Below are 17,844 nucleotides of genomic sequence, written 5' to 3'. Positions count from 1 at the left end.
CTGCCCACCAGCCTGCCCGGCTCTGCGGCACGGACCGGCCGCCGCCGCGGCCTACGATCGGAGCATGGTGCATGTCCCCCGGCGCGACGGCCCGCCGAGCGTGCACCACGTCGCAGCTCGCGCCGGCGTCTCGCTGGCGACGGTCTCGAACGTCCTGAACCACCCCGAGCGGGTCGCCGAGTCCACGGCCGCACGCGTGCACGACGCGATCGCCGAACTCGGGTACACGCCGAACCGCAACGCCCGGGCACTGGTGTCCGGCAGCACCCGGGCGATCGGTCTCGTGGTCGCCTCGCTCCGCAACTCGCTGTTCACCGACGTGGTGAGCGGCGCGCACACGACCGCCCGCGAACGCCGGCGCACCCTGCTCGTCGCCAGCAGCGAGAACGACCTCGAGGCGCAGGGCGAACACCTCGCGTTCCTCGAGAGCACCCGGGTGTCCGGCATCCTGCTGGCCTCGATGACGGAGTCCCGCGCACAGGTCGAGGCGGCGAAGCAGCACGGCCTGCCCGTCGTCTACGTCAACTACGAACCGACCGAGGTGGACGCCTGCTCGGTGGTCGTCGACAACGAGCAGGCCGGGTACGTGGCCGCGCAGCACCTCATCGAGCAGGGCTGCCGACGCATCGGCTTCGTGAGCGCCCGGCCCGACCTGCAGCCGGTGGCCCGTCGCCGCGCGGGGCTCCTCCGCGCGATCGCGGAACACCCCGGAGTCGAACTCGTCGACGTCGACGCCGGTGACATCGACCCGCCCGGCGGCACCGACGCCGGCGCGCGGATCGCCGCGATGCCGGTCGCCGAACGGCCCGACGGCGTCCTGGGCGTCACGGACCTGCTCGCGATGGCCGTCGTCTCCGAGCTCCGAGCCGCCGGCATCCGCGTGCCGGAGGACATCCCGGTGTCGGGGTGCGACCACAACTCGGTCGCGTGGGGTGGCGCGGTGCCGTTGACCTCGGTCACCATGCACGGCGAGGAGATGGGCGCGACCGCCGTGGCCCTGCTGCTCGAGGAGCTCTCCGACCCGATGCACGTCCACCGCACCGTGGTGCTCGGCAGCGAGCTCGTCCCCCGCGAGAGCACGCTCGGCCGCGCCGGTGCAGCGGCCGCGCGGGCCACGGCGCCGAGCGACCCGCGCCGCACCGAGGCCTGAGCGCCCGAAAGCGACAGTCCTGCGGCACGGGACGCCGTCTGGTCCGGCAAAGCGACAGATCCACGCGAACAGTTCGCGGCACAGTGTCGCTTTCGCGGGTGGGGCGGAGGAAGGGCGGGCGAAGCAGGCCGGGCAACGCGGACCGCGCGCACCAGGCATGCGCGTTCCCGTAACGAAATCGGCACAGCGATTGACACGCTTCAATCCACGTGGTTCCATCCTGATTGAAACGTTCTAAACAGCAGCAACCGGAGCCCACGACGACGCGGGATCCGGGTCCGTTTCACCCGGGGTACCCCGCCCCGGGCCTTACGAGGAGGTAAGGAATGTCAGCTCGTTCCCTGACCACGAGGACGCTCACCAAGCGCGCCGTCGTCAAACGGCTCGTCGCCATCGGCGGCGCCACGGTCCTGATCGGCGGGCTCGCGGCGTGTTCGTCCGGCGGTTCCGCCGACGAAGGCGGCGGCAAGGTGCAGATCACCTACCAGGCCGACAACTCACCCGCGACCGCAGCCACCGCGAAGCCGCTCATCGAGGCGTTCGAGAAGGCCAACCCCGACATCACGGTCAAGTTCGACACCCGCCCGCAGGGCACCGACGGCGACAACCTGGTGAAGACCCAGCTGTCGACCGGCGAGATGGCCGACGTCTTCAACTACAACTCCGGTTCGCTCATGCAGGCCCTGAACCCGGACAACACCCTGGTGGACCTGTCCGACGAGAGCTGGACGAAGGACGTCGACGAGCAGTTCACCAAGGTCGTCAGCACCGACAAGGGCGTCTACGGCGCTCCGTTCGGCACGAGCTTCGGCGGCGGCGTCATGTACAACAAGAAGGTCTACGCCGACCTCGGACTCAGCGTCCCCACCACGTGGGACGAGTTCATCAGCAACAGCGAGAAGATCAAGGACGCCGGCAAGGTCGCCCCGATCATCCAGACGTACGGCGACACCTGGACCAGCCAGCTGTTCGTGCTCGGCGACTTCGCCAACATCACGGCGCAGGACAAGGACTGGGCGGAGAACTACACCGCGAACAAGGAGTCCTACGCCAAGGACCCCGCACTCGCCGGCTTCGACCACCTCGCCGAGGGCAAGGACAAGGACCTCTACAACGAGGACTACGCCTCGGCCACGCAGGCGAACGGCCTGAAGATGCTCGCCGACGGCACCGGGGCGCAGTACCCGATGCTGACGAACGCGATCTCGACCCTGCAGCAGGACAGCCCCGACGCGGTCGCGGACATCGGAGCGTTCGCGCTGCCGGCCGAGGACGCCGACGACACGAACCTGACCATCTGGGAGCCGAACGGCCTGTACATCCCGAAGACCACCGAGGGTGACGAGCTCGCCGCCGCGAAGAAGTTCATCGCCTTCGCGAACTCGGCCGACGGCTGCAAGGTGCAGAACGACACCGGAACCCCCGGTGGCCCGTACGTCATCTCGACCTGCTCGCTGCCCGACGACGTGCCCCCGATGATCGACGACCTGCAGAAGTACCTGGACGACGGCAAGGCGAGCCCGGCGCTCGAGTTCCTGTCCCCGATCAAGGGCCCGAACCTCGAGAAGATCTGCGTGCAGGTCGGCTCCGGCATCACCAACGCGGCCAAGGGTGCTGACCAGTACGACGACGACGTCGTCCAGCAGGCACAGCAGCTCGGCATCAAGGGCTGGTGACACGGTGACCGCGACACTCACGACGGCACTCGAGCCGGCGAAGACCCGAGCGGGCTCCGGCGGGACCGGTCCCGCGCGCAAGCGGATGCGCTCGTTCTACCCCGCCTGGTTCTTCATCCCCGCGATCGCGCTGTACGTCGTGTTCTTCGCGGTCCCCACCTTCGCCGGGTTCTACTTCTCCCTCACCCGCTGGACGCTGTTCGACCAGACCTTCATCGGTTTCGACAACTTCGTCCGGTTCTTCCAGGACCCGCAGCTCGTCTCCGGGTTCGTGCACACGTTCCAGTACGGCTTCGTGACGAGCGCGGCGAAGGTGGTCATCGGACTCGCCCTCGCCCTGCTCCTCACGTCGCCCGTGCTGGGGCGCGGCTACCTGCGGGCGGTCGTGTTCTTCCCGGTGCTCGTGTCGACGATCGGCATCGGCATCACGTTCAAGGCGCTGATGGACCCGTTCCACGGGATCATCAACGGCGTCCTCGGCTCGGTCGGCCTCCCGACTCCGGGGTGGCTGACCGACCCGGCCCTCGCCCTCTGGAGCGTCGCCGCGGTGGACGTCTGGAAGGGCGTCGGCATCGCGACGCTCATCTTCATCGCCGGCATCGTGGCGATCCCGCAGGAGTACTTCGAGGCCGCACGGGTCGACGGCGCGAGCGCGTGGTCGATCTTCCGGAACATCACCCTGCCACTGTCGCGTCCCGCGATGGGCACCGTCATCATCCTGTCGCTGATCGGCGGGCTGCGGTCCTTCGACCTGATCTGGGCGATGACCGGCGGTGGGCCAGGGTTCACCAGTGACGTCATCGCGAGCGTCATCTACAAGCAGTACCAGGCCGGGTTCTACGGCCTGTCGACCGCCGGCAACGTGGTCCTGTTCGTGGTCGTGACAGCGATCATGGTCCCGATCTCGTGGCTCCTGAACCGCAAGGAGGCGGACCTGTGACCGCCATCGTCGACCAGCGGCTGACCCCGGCCGCTCCCCGCGGACGCCACCCGGGCCGGACCCGCCGGTGGGTCATCGGCTCGATCGCCATCGTCGTCAGCTTCGTGGTGTTCCTGGTGCCGTTCGTCTTCGTCCTGCTGCAGGCCATGAAGAACCCGGCCGAGGCGAACCAGCTCGGCTTCAGCCTGCCGACCGAGTGGCAGCTCTGGCAGAACCTGCAGGCCGTGTTCGGATCCGGTGACGGCGTGATCGTCCGCGCGTTCCTGAACAGTGCGGTCCTGACCGTGGGCAGCGTGATCGTGATGGTCGTGTTCTCCGCGATGGTCGGGTACGTGCTGCAGCGTCGTCCGAGCAAGTGGAACGGCGTGATCAACTTCTTCGTCCTGGCGGGCCTCATCGTCCCGCCCGCGATCGTCCCGACGATCTGGGTGCTCCAGGGGCTCAACCTGTTCAAGACCATGGGCGGGATGATCCTCATCGAGGCGACCTTCGGCCTGTCGTTCTGCATCCTGCTCTTCCGGGCGTTCGTGGCGACGATCCCGAAGGAGCTCGACGAGGCAGCCGTCCTCGACGGCGCCGGACCGATCCGTCTGTTCTTCGGCGTCGTGCTGCCGCTGCTCAAGCCGGTCATCATCACGGTCGTGCTCGTGCAGTCCGTCACGGTGTTCAACGACTTCACGAACCCGCTGTACTTCCTGCCGGGGTCCGAGAACGCCACGGTGCAGCAGACGCTCTACTCGTTCCAGAGCCAGTCGGTCAGCCAGCTCAACCTGCTGTTCACCGACGTCCTGCTCATCACGATCCCGCCGCTGATCCTCTACGTCTTCTTCAACCGCCAGATCGTCGCCGGCATGACCAGCGGCGCCGTCAAGGGCTGACCCCACGACCCCCGCACCGGTCGACGACGACCGGTCGCGTGAAAGGACACACCACATGACCGCCTGGACCGCACCGTTCATCACGAGCGACGCCGACCTCGGGAGCGCACCGATCCTGCGCCGTGAGTTCGCCCTCGACGACGGCCACGGCGCCGTCACCGGAGCGACCCTCGACGTCAGCGCCCTCGGCGTCGTCGAGGCGTGGCTCGGTGGCGAACGCGTCTCCGACCACCTGCTCGAACCGGGGTGGACGAGCTACGAGTGGCGCATCCGCGTCGTCTCGCACGACGTCACGGCGCACCTGACCGGCACCGGCTCGGGCGAGGCGGCAGTCCTCGCACTCGTCCTCGGCAAGGGCTGGGCCGCCGGGCGCCTCGCGTGGGGTGGTGGCGGCGGCTGGTACGCCGACGAGCCCGCCGGGTTCGCCGAGCTCCGCATCACCTTCGCCGACGGCCACGAACAGCTCGTCGCCACCGACACGGACTGGCAGGCGCTGTCCAGCGCGATCACCGCCGATCAGCTGTACGACGGCGAGGACATCGACGCCCGACTCCGCGACGGCTCCTTCCTGACGCCCGGCGAGGTCACCACACCGAGCGTCGACGGCCACGAGGGACGCACCAGCGCCGTGCGCACCGTCGACATCGGCGAGCGCGAACTCGTCGCCGACACCGTGCCGCCGGTCCGACCCCTCGCCGAGATCGCCCCCGTCGAGGTCTGGACGAGCCCGTCCGGCGCGACGCTGATCGACTTCGGCGTGAACCTGGTGGGCTGGCTCCGCGTGGTCGCCTCTGGGCCCGCGGGCACGGTGCTGACCCTGAAGCACGCCGAGGTGCTCGAACACGACGAGCTCGGCACCCGCCCGCTGCGCACCGCGAAGGCGACGGACCACTTCACCTTGAGCGGCGGCGAGGACCACTTCGAGCCCCGCTTCACCTTCCACGGCTTCCGGTACGCCCAGGTCGACGGCTGGACCGGCACGCTCGACGAACTCCGCGCGGCCGTCACCGCGGTGCAGGTCGGCTCCGACCTGACCCGGACGGGCACGTTCGAGTCCAGCCACGAGCTGCTCAACACGTTCCACGACAACGTCATCCGGGGCATGCAGGGCAACTTCCTGAGCGTCCCGACCGACTGCCCGCAGCGTGACGAGCGCCTCGGCTGGACGGGCGACATCGCGGCGTTCGCGCCGACGGCGTCGTACCTGTTCGACACCCGCGCGTTCCTGGGCGACTGGCTCCGCGACGTGTGGCTCGAGCAGCAGCACGCCGACGGTGTCATCCCGTTCGTGGTGCCGGACGTGCTCAAGTACTCCCCCGCCGAGGACTTCGGCACCCCGGACGCCACCGCCATCTGGTCGGACGCAGGCGTGTGGGTGCCGTGGACCCTGTACCAGGCGTACGGCGACACCGCGGTGCTCGAGGAGCAGCTCGACTCGATGACGGCGCACCTCCGCCGCATCAAGGGCCACCTGTCACCCGAGGGCCTGTGGGACACCGTCTTCCAGTTCGGCGACTGGCTCGACCCGGACGCCCCGCCGGAGGACGCCGCCAAGGCGAAGGCCGACCCGGGCGTCGTCGCGACGGCGTGCGCGTACCGCAGCGCGACCCTGGTGGCGCAGGCGGCGCGGTTGACGGGCCACGAGGCGGAGGCGACGGAAGCCGAGGAGCTGGCCACGGGCCTCCAGGCCGCGTTCCGTCAGCACTACGTGACCGACGGCCGCATCCGGAGCGACTGCACCACCGTCTACGCGCTCGCGATCGTGTTCGGCATCCTCGACGAGGACGACGAGCGCCGTGCGGGCGACCGCCTGGCGGAGCTGGCCGAGCAGTCCGGGTACCGGATCTCGACGGGCTTCGCGGGTACGCCGTTCATCACCGACGCACTGACGCAGACCGGCCACCTCGACGACGCGTACCGGCTGCTGCTGCAGACGGAGTGCCCGTCGTGGCTGTACCCGGTGACGATGGGTGCGACGACGGTCTGGGAGCGTTGGGACTCGATGCTGCCGGACGGCACCATCAACCCGGGTGAGATGACCTCGTTCAACCACTACGCACTCGGTGCCGTGGCGGACTGGATGCACCGGGTGGTGGGCGGTCTGTCGGCGCTCGAACCGGGGTACGCCTCCGTGCTCATCGCACCGCAGCCGGGCGGTGGCCTGACGTGGGCGTCGACGTCGCTCGACTCCGTGCACGGGCACATTGCGGTGCGGTGGGAGCTCGTCGACGGCGAGCTGCTCGTCCGTGCACAGGTGCCGGAGGGCGTCACCGCAGTGGTGCGCTTACCGGGTGCTGCGGAGCAGCGGCTCGGCGCCGGGTCGCACGAGCTGCGCGCGCCGGCTGCTGTGCCGGCGGCGTAGCGCGGGGAGCGGACGGTGGGCTGGTCACGGTGGGTGCGCGGGACGCCTGACGGCGCTCACCCGGCGTCGCGCCCCCGGGCGGTCTTCGCGCCCCGACTCTTCGGGGCGCGAAGACCGCAACGGGGCGCGCAGCCCGCGCCCGTCCCGCGCCCCGTGCGCGCATCGCGCCCGCGCCCGTCCCGCGTCGCGCCCCCGTGCGGTCATCGCGCCCCGACTCTCCGGGGCGCGAAGACCGCAACGGGGTGCGCGACGCAACACACCCCACACGGTTGCGGCAGCCCGCCGCGACCCGTACTGTATGAAACGATTCAATCGCACACGAGGAAGTGACACGATGACATCGACCCCGACCTTCACCGGCATCGCCGACCAGCTCGCACGACAGCAGATCGAGCTGCCCAGCTGGGCCTTCGGCAACTCCGGCACCCGCTTCAAGGTGTTCAGCACGCCTGGCACCCCGCGCGACCCGTACGAGAAGATCTCCGACGCCGCCCAGGTGCACAAGTACACGGGCCTCGCACCGACCGTGGCACTGCACATCCCGTGGGACCTCGTCGACGACTTCAGCGACCTCAAGCGGCACGCCGAAGAGCACGGGGTGTCGCTCGGCACCGTGAACTCGAACACGTTCCAGGACGACGACTACAAGTTCGGCGCCCTGACCCACGTCGACGAGTCGATCCGGCAGAAGGCGATCGACCACCACCTGCGCTGCATCGACGTGATGGACGCCACCGGCAGCCGCGACCTGAAGATCTGGCTCGCCGAGGGCTCGAACTACCCCGGGCAGGAGGACATGCGCTCCCGCCAGGACCGCCTGCACGAGTCGCTCAGCACGATCTACGACCGCCTCGGTGCCGACCAGCGCCTGGTGCTCGAGTACAAGTTCTTCGAGCCGTCGTTCTACCACACCGACGTGCCGGACTGGGGCACGAGCTACGTGCAGACGTCCGCGCTCGGCGACAAGGCGATGGTCTGCCTCGACACCGGCCACCACGCCCCCGGCACGAACATCGAGTTCATCGTGATGCAGCTCCTGCGCCTCGGCAAGCTCGGCAGCTTCGACTTCAACTCGCGGTTCTACGCCGACGACGACCTGATCGTGGGCGCAGCGGACCCGTTCCAGCTGTTCCGCATCCTGGTCGAGGTCATCCGCGGCGGCGGCTACGACAACCACGACGTCGCGTTCATGCTCGACCAGTGCCACAACATCGAGGACAAGATCCCCGGTCAGATCCGCTCCGTGCTCAACGTGCAGGAGATGACGGCCCGGGCACTGCTCCTCGACCGCGTGGCCCTGACCGCAGCGCAGGAGGCCCACGACGTCCTCGGCGCGAACGAGGTCTTCATGGACGCGTACCAGACCGACGTCCGGGCGGACCTCGCCGCGTGGCGCGAATCCCGCGGTCTGCCGGCGAACCCGATGCGCGCGTACCTGGACTCCGGGTACCAGCAGTCGATCGCCGAGGACCGCGTCGGTGGCGTCCAGGCCGGCTGGGGCGCGTAGACAGATGACGATCAACGACCTGGAGGCTCGGGTGGACCCCGCAACGCACGGCACCGACGCAGACACCACGATCAGTGCGCTCATCGCGCGCTCGAACGCGCTCGGCTCGGATCCGCGGATCACGAACTACGCCGGCGGGAACACCTCGGCGAAGGGCACCGACACCGACCCGGTCACGGGCGAGCCGGTGGAGCTGCTCTGGGTGAAGGGCTCCGGGGGCGACCTCGGCACCCTCACCCCGGCGGGCCTCGCGGTCCTGCGCGTCGACCGCGTCCGTGCCCTCCAGGACATGTACGCATCAGAAACAGGCCCGGGAGTGGAGCGCGAGGACGAGATGGTCGCCGCGTTCGACTACACGCTGCACGGCAAGGGCGGTGCCGCCCCGTCCATCGACACGGCGATGCACGCCCTGGTCGACGCCGCGCACGTCGACCACCTGCACCCGGACGCCGGCATCGCCATCGCGACGGCGGCGGACGGACCGGCTCTGACGTCGACGATCTTCGGCGACAGGGTGGTGTGGGTGCCGTGGCGCCGACCCGGGTTCCAGCTCGGGCTCGACATCGCCGCGATCAAGCGGGACAACCCCCAGGCGATCGGCACGATCCTCGGCGGCCACGGGATCACGGCTTGGGGCGAGACGAGCGAGGAGGCCGAGGCGAACTCGCGCTGGATCATCGACACCGCCGAGCAGTTCATCGCGGAGCACGGGAAGGCCGACCCGTTCGGCGGATCCCGAGCAGGCTTCGAGGCGCTGCCGACCGAGGAACGCCACGCACGCGCCGCCGCCCTCGCACCGACGATCCGCGGCATCGCCGGGCACGACAAGCCGGTGGTGGGGCACTTCACCGACAGCGATGTCGTGCTCGAGTTCCTGGCGTCGTCGCGCGCCGAGGAGCTCGCCGCGCTCGGCACGAGCTGCCCCGACCACTTCCTGCGCACCAAGGTGAAGCCCCTCATCCTCGACCTGCCCGCCACCGCGAGCGTCGACGAGCAGACCGCCCGCCTGCACGAACTCCACGAGCAGTACCGCGCGGACTACCAGGCCTACTACGACCGCCACGCGAACCCGGACTCCCCCGCGATCCGCGGCGCCGACCCCCTCATCGTGCTGGTGCCCGGCGTCGGGATGTTCTCCTACGGCAAGGACGCCCAGACCGCCCGCGTCGCCGGGGAGTTCTACGTCAACGCGATCAACGTCATGCGCGGCGCCGAGTCGCTGAGCACCTACGCCCCCATCGACGAGGCCGAGAAGTTCCGCATCGAGTACTGGGCCCTCGAAGAGGCGAAGCTGCAGCGGATGCCGGCCCCCAAGAAGCTCGCCACCCGCATCGCCCTGGTCACCGGAGCCGCGAGCGGCATCGGCAAGGCGATCGCGAAGCGCCTGGCCGCCGAGGGTGCCGCGGTCGTCATCGCCGACCTCGACCTGACGAAGGCGCAAGACGCTGCGGCCGAGATCGGGAACACGGACAGGGCCATCGGCGTCGCGGCGAACGTGACGTCCGCAGCGGAGATCGAGCAGGCCATCCAAGAGACGCTGCTGCACTTCGGCGGCCTCGACCTCGTCGTGAACAACGCCGGACTGTCGCTCAGCAAGAGCCTGCTCGAGACCACCGAACAGGACTGGGACCTGCAGCACGACGTCATGGCGAAGGGGTCGTTCCTGGTGTCCAAGGCGGCAGCGAAGGTCCTCATCGAGCAGGGCCTCGGCGGCGACATCGTCTACATCTCGTCGAAGAACTCGGTGTTCGCCGGTCCGAACAACATCGCGTACTCGGCGACCAAGGCCGACCAGGCGCACCAGGTCCGGTTGTTGGCGGCGGAGCTCGGCGAGCACGGCGTCCGCGTCAACGGGATCAACCCCGACGGCGTCGTCCGTGGCTCGGGGATCTTCGCGAGCGGCTGGGGAGCGAACCGCGCGAAGACCTACGGCATCGAGGAGCAGGACCTCGGCGCGTTCTACGCCCAGCGCACCATCCTCAAGCGCGAGGTCGTCCCGGAGAACGTCGCGAACGCCGTCTACGCCATCTGCACCGACGACTTCTCGCACACGACCGGGTTGCACGTGCCCGTCGACGCGGGTGTCGCCGCCGCGTTCCTGCGCTGATGTCCGACAAGAGGTAAGAGCATGTCCACCAGCGGCACCGTCGCCGCCGTCGACCTCGGGGCCACCAGCGGCCGGGTGATCCTCGGGCACGTCGACACCGACGGCGTCCGGATGGAGCACGTCGCCCGGTTCCCGAACGGCCCCGTGACCCTGCACGAGCACGACCGCGAGGCCCTGCACTGGGACGTCGTCGAGCTCCACCGACAGGTGACCGACGGCCTCCGTCAGGCGTTCGCCACGCACCCGGCGATCGTGAGCATCGGCATCGACTCGTGGGCGGTGGACTACGGCCTGCTGCGCGACGGTCGGCTGCTCGGGCTGCCGTACCACTACCGCGACGAGCGGCACGAGGGCGGCGTCGACCGCGTGCACCGACGGATGGACGCGGCCGAGCTGTACGCCCGGAACGGTCTGCAGCACCTGCCCTTCAACACGGTGTTCCAGTTCGCTGCCGACCCGTCGCTGCAGCTCGCGCAGCGGGCGCTGCTCGTCCCCGACCTGCTCGGCTACTGGCTCACCGGTGTCGAGGCGGCCGAGCGCACGAACGCGTCGACGACCGGGGTCCTGAACGCGACGACCCGCGGGTGGGACCCGGCGTTGCGGGCTGCTGCGGGCCTCCCGGCCGGCCTCCTGCCCACCCTGCGTGACCCGGGCGACCGACTCGGGCCGCTGCTGCCGTCCGTCGCCGACGCCGTCGGCGGGCAGGCACCCGTCACGCTCGTCGGCTCGCACGACACGGCCTCCGCCGTCGTCGCGGTCCCCGCGACCGAACCGGACTTCGCGTACATCTCGTCGGGCACCTGGTCGCTCGTCGGCGTCGAGCTCGACGCACCCGTCCTGTCGGACGCGGCGCGCGACGCGAACTGCACCAACGAGGGCGGGGTCGACGGCCGTGTCCGGTTCCTGAAGAACGTGTCCGGACTGTGGTTGTTGTCCGAGAGCGTCCGCACCTGGGAACGTGACGGCGCGAGCATCGACCTGGAGGCCCTGCTCGCCTCCGCCGCGGCCGTCACGGCCCCGGTCCCCGTCTTCGACCCCGCCGACGAGTCGTTCACGGCGCCCGGCGACATGCCCGCGCGCATCGCCGCCTGGTGCGACGACCACGGGCTGAGCGCGCCCGCGTCGCGGGCCGAGTTCGTGCGCTCGATCCTCGAGTCGCTGGCCGCCGCGTACGCGGAGACACTTGCGACGATCAGCACCATCACGGGCAAAGACGTCCGACAGGTGCACATCGTCGGCGGCGGATCGCAGAACCGGCTGCTCTGCCAGCTGACGGCCGACCGCACCGGGCTGCCCGTCCTGGCCGGGCCCGTCGAGGCGACAGCACTCGGCAACATCCTGGTGCAGGCGCGGGCAGCCGGACTCGGCGGCCTGCGCGGCGCATCGCTCGAGGCCCTGCGCGCAACGATTGCCCGCACCGTCGAGCCCGTCCGGTACACCCCGCGTTCCTCCGACGCTTCCCTCCGCCAATCCACCTCGAGACGTAGGATGTCTGTATGACCTCGACCGACGACCAGCACCGCGTCGACCCCGCCACGGGCGCACCGGCAGCCACCCCGGGCGCACCGTCGGCCCGGCGGACCCCGATCAAGCGGCAGCTGCCGACCGTGCGGGACCTCGCACCGCTCATGCAGTTCAAGAAGCCTTCGCTGCCGGGTCGGCGTCAGCGCCTCGAACAGGCCCTGACGATCTGGGACCTGCGCGACATCGCCGCCCGCCGCACGCCGAAGGCCGCGTTCGACTACACCGAGGGCGCCGCCGAGGCCGAGATCTCGCTCGCGCGCGCCCGCCAGGCGTTCGAGGACATCGAGTTCACACCCGCGATCCTGCGCGACGTGTCGTCCGTGGACACCTCGCGCTCGGTGCTGGGTGCGCCGGTCGCGTACCCGTTCGGCATCGCTCCCACCGGGTTCACGCGCATGATGCAGACCGAGGGTGAGCGTGCCGGTGCCCGGGCAGCCGGACGCGCGGGCATCCCGTTCTCGCTCTCCACCATGGGCACCACCGCCATCGAGGACGTCCGCGACGCCAACCCGAACGGCCGCAACTGGTTCCAGCTGTACATGTGGAAGGACCGCGAGAAGTCGATGGCGCTGGTCTCCCGCGCCGAGAAGGCCGGGTTCGACACGCTGCTCGTCACCGTGGACGTGCCCGTCGCCGGCGCGCGTCTGCGGGACAAGCGCAACGGCTTCTCGATCCCGCCGCAGCTGAGCGCCCGGACCGTGCTGAACGCCATCCCGCGACCGTGGTGGTGGTTCGACTTCCTGACCACCGAGCCGCTGGCGTTCGCGTCGCTCGACCGGTGGTCCGGCACCGTCGGGGAGCTCCTCGACCACATGTTCGACCCGACCGTCACCTACGAGGACCTCGCCTGGATCCGCGACCAGTGGAAGGGCAAGGTCGTCGTCAAGGGCGTGCAGTCCCTGGCCGACGCCCGTCGTCTGGCGGACATGGGCGTCGACGGGATCACGCTGTCGAACCACGGCGGACGCCAGCTCGACCGGGCACCCGTGCCGTTCCACCTGCTGCCCTCCGTGGTGAAGGAGGTCGGCATGGACACCGAGGTGCACCTCGACACCGGCATCATGTCCGGCGCGGACATCGTCGCCGCCGTGGCGCTCGGTGCGAAGTTCACCATGGTCGGTCGGGCGTACCTGTACGGGCTGATGGCGGGCGGCGAGGCCGGTGTCGACCGGATGATCCAGATCCTGTCGGAGCAGATCGAGCGCACGATGCGGCTGCTCGGGGTCACGTCGCTCGACGAGCTCGAGCCCGGTCACGTGACGCAGCTGCAGCGCTTGCAGCCGGTGCCGCGCGGCTGAGGCGGCGAGCAGCGGGCTGCCCGCCGTTCACCGCGCGTTCGAGTGCCGATTCGGGCGATTACCCCCGAACGGGGCACAAATGATGCAAGATGTCCGTGGACGCGTCACCGAACCCCTCGGCATCCTGCCCCCTGGCGCGCCGTCCCCTCCCCGCATCCTGCGCCCGAGCACCACGAGGAGCCCGACATCTCGACCCGAAGCACGTGCACGCCCATGCGCGGCACGACCCCCGCGACCACCACGCCCACCACCCTCACCACCGAACGGCACACCCGATGAGCCGCCGTCGCGCGATCCTGGCGGCAGCGACCGCCGGTTGCCTGGCACTCGGAGTCCCCACCGCCTCCGCCGCCTCCGCTGACAGCTGGTGGGGCTGGGGCGGACACCGCCACGGGCAGCACGCCCCGGTGACCCCCACGCCCACCCCCTCGGACACTGCGACCCCGGCCCCGTCCGACGACGAGGAGTCGGACACGACGCCGACGGAGACGCCCGCGCCGACCGCCGAGGCCGCGCCGATCGAGGACACCACCCCGACCGCAGAACCCGAGGCGGCTGCGCCCACCGACGACGCCGAAGCCGCGGAGTCGGACGCCGACGACGCGGCCGAACCGCAGAACGAGGTCGCCGACACCTCCGCTGCGCCGGCCGCCTCGTTCGTCGAGGACTTCACCACCGACGCCGTCACCGGCCTCGTCTCGCGGCTCTACCCGCAGTCGTGGCAGCCCTACCCCGACGGCACCTCCGGCATCTACGCGCCGAGCAAGACCGTCTCGGTGCACGACGGCGTGATGGACGTCGCCCTCGGCACCGGAGCGGGCGCGGCCGGCACGTTCGGCTCCTCCGCCGGAGCCTGGGACCACGTCGGCGGCTCGTTCTCCGTCCGCGCCAAGGCAACCGGTGGCGACGGCAACGGCGCGGCGTTCATGCTGTGGCCGACGTCGGGCACCTGGTCCGACGGCGAGATCGACTTCCCCGAGGGCAACTTCGAGGACAGCCCCTCGGCCTTCCACCACTCGATGACCCCGGGCAAGGAAGCCGACCGCGTCCAGATCGGCACCGGCGTCTCGTGGCGCGACTGGCACACCTACACGGTGGACTGGGTGCCCGGACAGTCGGTCACCTACAGCGTCGACGGCAAGGTCCTCGACACGATCACCCACGACGTCCCGACGACCCCGCACCGCTTCATGTTCCAGGTCGGCAACTGGGGCGACCAGGGCAACCTGCTCATCGACTGGGTCTCCACCACGGAGTGAGCGTTCGGCCCACAGAGTGAGCAGAAGACGTCGGGTCCACCAGGGACCCGACGTCTTCTGCTCACTGGGTCCTCGCTCGCAGGGTGACCGACAGGCCGACGGAGGCCGACTTCAGTCCTCGGACTGGTAACGAACTGCGCCATCGGTGGACTGGTACGGGATCGAGAAGCTCGAGCAGATCACGCCGTTCTCGTAGTCGTCCTTGACCGTGTCCATGAAGGCGTACGCCTCGTCGTCTGTGGCGAAGACGCCCAGGACCGTGTTGTCCGGTGACTCGTCGTGCTGGACGATCCAGACCTCCCCGCCGGCGAAGGGCTTCGGGCGTCGGAAGACGCGTGGCCCCGGGCTCCGTCTACTCACGATGGAGAGTGTAGGTGCGCGCTGTCCGTTGGCCGATCCTCAGTGCACACCACGGCTGGTGGAAGTCCGGCGCATCCACGGCGGAGAGCCCGCCGCGATCGCGGCGCAGCCTGAGTGGGACACTGCCGGAGTGATCAAGAACATCCAGGTGGAGCTGAACATCCATGGCCAGCGGGGCTCTTCGGAGCACGTGACACAACTCCTGGGTGTCAGGCCCGACGAGCAGTACGAGATCGGCGACCACAAGGGTGAGGGGCCCCGCGTGTTCGACGTATCGATGTGGAACGTGTTCAGCGTCGTTCACATCGACGAGATCCGCGCCGACCACGGGCAGGACCCTTGGGGGCGTGTGCAGTGGGTCCTGCAGCTGTTGCCAGAGAACGCGGCGGACCTTTTCGCGCGTCTGCGCGAGGAGGGCTACGTGGTCAGCCTGTCAGTGTCCCTCATCACCGACCACAAGGAGAACACCTTCGTTGTGCCGGCGGAGGTGTTGCGCCAGGTGGGAGCCGCTGGGCTCGATCTCGAACTGACACCCGTGTCGACCGAGCACATGGAGATCTCGTACCGCGACGTCTGGTGAGTCCCGGCGCCGTCAGTTCATCCGTGCGTCAGCGCGGCCGGCGCCACGTGATCACGTACCGCCACAGCGGGTGTCGGCGGTACTCGGACCCCATCAGGACCGCATGCGCGATGTGCTGGACCTGGGCGTACGAATGCGGTGGCGGCCAGCACGTCGGCGCGGAGTGCTCCCAGTAACCGCGCCGCCATGAGGACCAACGATGCTGCGCGACACCCGCCACCCCGAGCACGTGATCACGCAGCCGGGTGGGCTTCGCGAGTCCGACGACCACCAGGGCGCCACCTGGCGCCGTGAGGTCTGCGAGCCGCGCAAGCCCGGCTGACAGGTCCGGCAGGTGGTGCACCGTCGCGACCGAGGCCACCACGTCGAACTGCTGACCGAAGTCGTGTCCCATCACGTCACCGTGCAGCCAGTGGATCCCGGTGTCGGCGTTCGCGGTGCGGGTGGCGCGCAGGACGTCCGCATCCAGGTCGATCGCCGTGACGTCGAGCCCCGCGTCGTACAGGTCACGGGCGAGCAGACCGTCGCCGGTCCCGACGTCCAGGGCGGTGTGCGCCCCGTCCGGCACGGCATCGAGCACCCGGGCGTGGAAGTGCGTGTTGTGGTTCCAGCGTCGATCCGGACTCGGGGCGCGCTGGGTCACGGGCTGCTGGACTGCTGGACGGTCCAGGTTCCGCGCAGGGTGGCCAGCAGGTGGTCGATGTTCCGCAGTGCCCGTCGGGTCTCCCAGACGGAGTACGCGCACATCCCCATGAACAGCACCAGGATCGCCCACCAGAACGGGCTGATCGTCAGAGCTGCCCACACCGAGAAGGCCGCGAAGACGACGACCATGATCGGGACGATGACCCGGTTGTTCCGGTACCGCTTACGGGTCGACTCGAGCTCGCGGGTCCACACGACGTGGTCGACGTCGTCCGGCAGGTCTCCGGAGCGCACCGCTCGCTGGATCGCGGCAGCACCCTCGGTGCCACCCGCTCGGCGGCGACGGTAGGCGATGAGGAAGCCGAAGAACACCGTCATCAAGACGGCGGAGAAGAGCGATCCGATCGCGCGAGCGGCCAGACTGCCACCGTCGGGGTTCGAAGCCAGACCGATGGCGAAGTACAGTCCGCCGACCAGGACGAACACGATGGGCAGCAGTGCCGGCAGCGGGAGTCGTCGAAAGCGGTCCACGGTGTCTCCTCGTCGAATGTTCGAGTGGTCCTCGGTTCCTCCACCATGCCGACGGTGCCCGGGAGTCGGCTGAGCCTTCCCGCTCGAGTATTAGTTAGGTTAGCCTTACCTACATGGCACGGACGAACATGCAGGCGACCCGCACGAAGCCGGAACGCGTCGAGCTCCTCACCCTGCACGTCGTGCGGACCGAACGGATCTCGCCGTCCTTCATCCGCGTGGTGTTCGGCGGCGACGACCTGAGCCGATTCACCCACATGGGCTACGACCAGTGGTTCCGCCTGTTCCTGCCGGTGGACGGCGGTGACCTCACGCGGGCCCCGCAGAAGCTCGACACCGTGAGCTACCTGAAGTTCCTGACGATGGCGAAGGCGAGCCGACCGATCCTCCGCAGCTACACCGTGCGGAGCCTCCGCCGACTGCACCACGGCGACGAGCTCGACGTCGACCTCGTGGTGCACGGCAGTGGCGACGACCACGCACCGACCGGACCGACCGCGGCTGGGTGGGCACTCGGCGCACAGCCCGGCGACGTGGCCGGGCTCATCGACGAGGGCATCGGCTTCGACCGGGACGCCCTCGGTCGTCCGATCGTGATCGTCGCGGACGAGAGCGCCCTGCCCGCTGCAGCCGGGATCCTCGAGTCGCTCCCCCGTTCGACCAAGGGCACCGCGATCCTCGAGGTCCCGACGGACGCCGACGTGCGGACCATCGATGCCCCGACCGGCATCGACGTGACGTGGATCACCCGCGAACCCGGTCGACGTCCCGGAGCCGCGGCGCTCGACGCGGTCACCCGATCGTCGGTGAGCCCCGACCACGCTGCCTGGGTCGCCGGCGAGCAGTCCCTCGCCGGCGGAGCGCGACGCCACTGGGTCAGCGCGGGCATCCCGAAGGAGCGGATCGCCTTCACCGGGTACTGGCGAGCGGGCCGGTCCGGCTGACTGCGTTCGGGCACCTCCGGCAACTTCGTGAGCAGGAATGGTCGAGTGCCGATTCCCGACCCGACCATTTCTGCTCACGAAGC

The 17,844-nt window shown here is 69.8% G+C and carries 15 protein-coding genes; 12 read left to right on the top strand and 3 right to left on the bottom strand.

What is annotated here, in order from left to right; genetic code table 11:
- Positions 1-64 precede the first annotated feature (64 nt).
- From EDF33_RS10105 to EDF33_RS10060, 10 genes are all read left to right on the top strand, one after another.
- Positions 65-1,150, top strand: a complete 1,086-nt coding sequence (locus EDF33_RS10105; protein WP_132099989.1) for a LacI family DNA-binding transcriptional regulator — start codon at positions 65-67, stop codon at positions 1,148-1,150.
- A 326-nt stretch (positions 1,151-1,476) separates the two neighbouring features.
- Positions 1,477-2,826, top strand: coding sequence for an ABC transporter substrate-binding protein (locus EDF33_RS10100; RefSeq protein WP_123938521.1), 1,350 nt, complete (start codon positions 1,477-1,479; stop codon positions 2,824-2,826).
- A gap of 4 nt (positions 2,827-2,830) precedes the next feature.
- On the top strand, positions 2,831-3,766 hold the full coding sequence (locus tag EDF33_RS10095) for a sugar ABC transporter permease (protein WP_243649937.1): 936 nt from the start codon (positions 2,831-2,833) through the stop codon (positions 3,764-3,766).
- A 5-nt stretch (positions 3,767-3,771) separates the two neighbouring features.
- Positions 3,772-4,644 carry a carbohydrate ABC transporter permease gene (locus EDF33_RS10090; RefSeq protein ID WP_243692442.1) on the top strand — a complete coding sequence of 291 codons (873 nt, stop codon included), beginning with the start codon at positions 3,772-3,774 and terminating at the stop codon, positions 4,642-4,644.
- Between the two features lie 55 nt (positions 4,645-4,699).
- Positions 4,700-7,006, top strand: a complete 2,307-nt coding sequence (locus EDF33_RS10085; RefSeq protein ID WP_132099988.1) for an alpha-L-rhamnosidase — start codon at positions 4,700-4,702, stop codon at positions 7,004-7,006.
- 334 nt (positions 7,007-7,340) lie between these two features.
- Positions 7,341-8,513 (top strand): L-rhamnose isomerase, encoded by a 1,173-nt coding sequence (gene rhaI / locus EDF33_RS10080; protein ID WP_132099987.1) that lies wholly within the window; start codon positions 7,341-7,343, stop codon positions 8,511-8,513.
- Between the two features lie 4 nt (positions 8,514-8,517).
- The gene (locus EDF33_RS10075) at positions 8,518-10,620 is read left to right on the top strand and encodes a bifunctional aldolase/short-chain dehydrogenase (RefSeq protein ID WP_132099986.1); all 2,103 of its coding nucleotides are present in this window, start codon (positions 8,518-8,520) and stop codon (positions 10,618-10,620) included.
- Positions 10,621-10,641: 21 nt separating this feature from the next.
- Positions 10,642-12,120, top strand: coding sequence for a rhamnulokinase family protein (locus EDF33_RS10070; RefSeq protein ID WP_132099985.1), 1,479 nt, complete (start codon positions 10,642-10,644; stop codon positions 12,118-12,120).
- 128 nt (positions 12,121-12,248) lie between these two features.
- Positions 12,249-13,442, top strand: a complete 1,194-nt coding sequence (locus tag EDF33_RS10065) for an alpha-hydroxy acid oxidase (RefSeq protein ID WP_123672509.1) — start codon at positions 12,249-12,251, stop codon at positions 13,440-13,442.
- A 275-nt stretch (positions 13,443-13,717) separates the two neighbouring features.
- Positions 13,718-14,701, top strand: a complete 984-nt coding sequence (locus EDF33_RS10060; protein ID WP_132099984.1) for a glycoside hydrolase family 16 protein — start codon at positions 13,718-13,720, stop codon at positions 14,699-14,701.
- Between the two features lie 111 nt (positions 14,702-14,812).
- On the opposite strand, the gene EDF33_RS10055 is transcribed toward EDF33_RS10060, so the two are convergent.
- The gene (locus EDF33_RS10055) at positions 14,813-15,061 is read right to left on the bottom strand and encodes a hypothetical protein (protein ID WP_243692428.1); all 249 of its coding nucleotides are present in this window, start codon (positions 15,059-15,061) and stop codon (positions 14,813-14,815) included.
- 130 nt (positions 15,062-15,191) lie between these two features.
- Here EDF33_RS10055 and EDF33_RS20160 point away from each other — a divergent pair, with 130 nt between their 5' ends.
- On the top strand, positions 15,192-15,641 hold the full coding sequence (locus EDF33_RS20160) for a DUF4279 domain-containing protein (protein WP_165918784.1): 450 nt from the start codon (positions 15,192-15,194) through the stop codon (positions 15,639-15,641).
- Positions 15,642-15,669: 28 nt separating this feature from the next.
- Here EDF33_RS20160 and EDF33_RS10045 read toward each other — a convergent pair whose 3' ends face one another.
- The gene (locus EDF33_RS10045; RefSeq protein ID WP_132099982.1) at positions 15,670-16,284 is read right to left on the bottom strand and encodes a class I SAM-dependent methyltransferase; all 615 of its coding nucleotides are present in this window, start codon (positions 16,282-16,284) and stop codon (positions 15,670-15,672) included.
- Positions 16,281-16,817 carry a hypothetical protein gene (locus tag EDF33_RS10040; RefSeq protein ID WP_132099981.1) on the bottom strand — a complete coding sequence of 179 codons (537 nt, stop codon included), beginning with the start codon at positions 16,815-16,817 and terminating at the stop codon, positions 16,281-16,283. The genes EDF33_RS10045 and EDF33_RS10040 overlap by 4 nt, the downstream gene beginning before the upstream one ends.
- 113 nt (positions 16,818-16,930) lie before the next feature.
- Here EDF33_RS10040 and EDF33_RS10035 point away from each other — a divergent pair, with 113 nt between their 5' ends.
- Positions 16,931-17,761 carry a siderophore-interacting protein gene (locus EDF33_RS10035; RefSeq protein ID WP_207906670.1) on the top strand — a complete coding sequence of 277 codons (831 nt, stop codon included), beginning with the start codon at positions 16,931-16,933 and terminating at the stop codon, positions 17,759-17,761.
- The last annotated feature ends 83 nt before the right edge of the window (positions 17,762-17,844 follow it).

This window comes from Curtobacterium sp. PhB146 (assembly GCF_004342995.1).
Taxonomy (GTDB): Bacteria; Actinomycetota; Actinomycetes; order Actinomycetales; family Microbacteriaceae; genus Curtobacterium.
The sequence above is the reverse complement of the archived record's forward strand: the minus strand, read 5'-3'. Positions and strand labels throughout refer to the sequence as shown.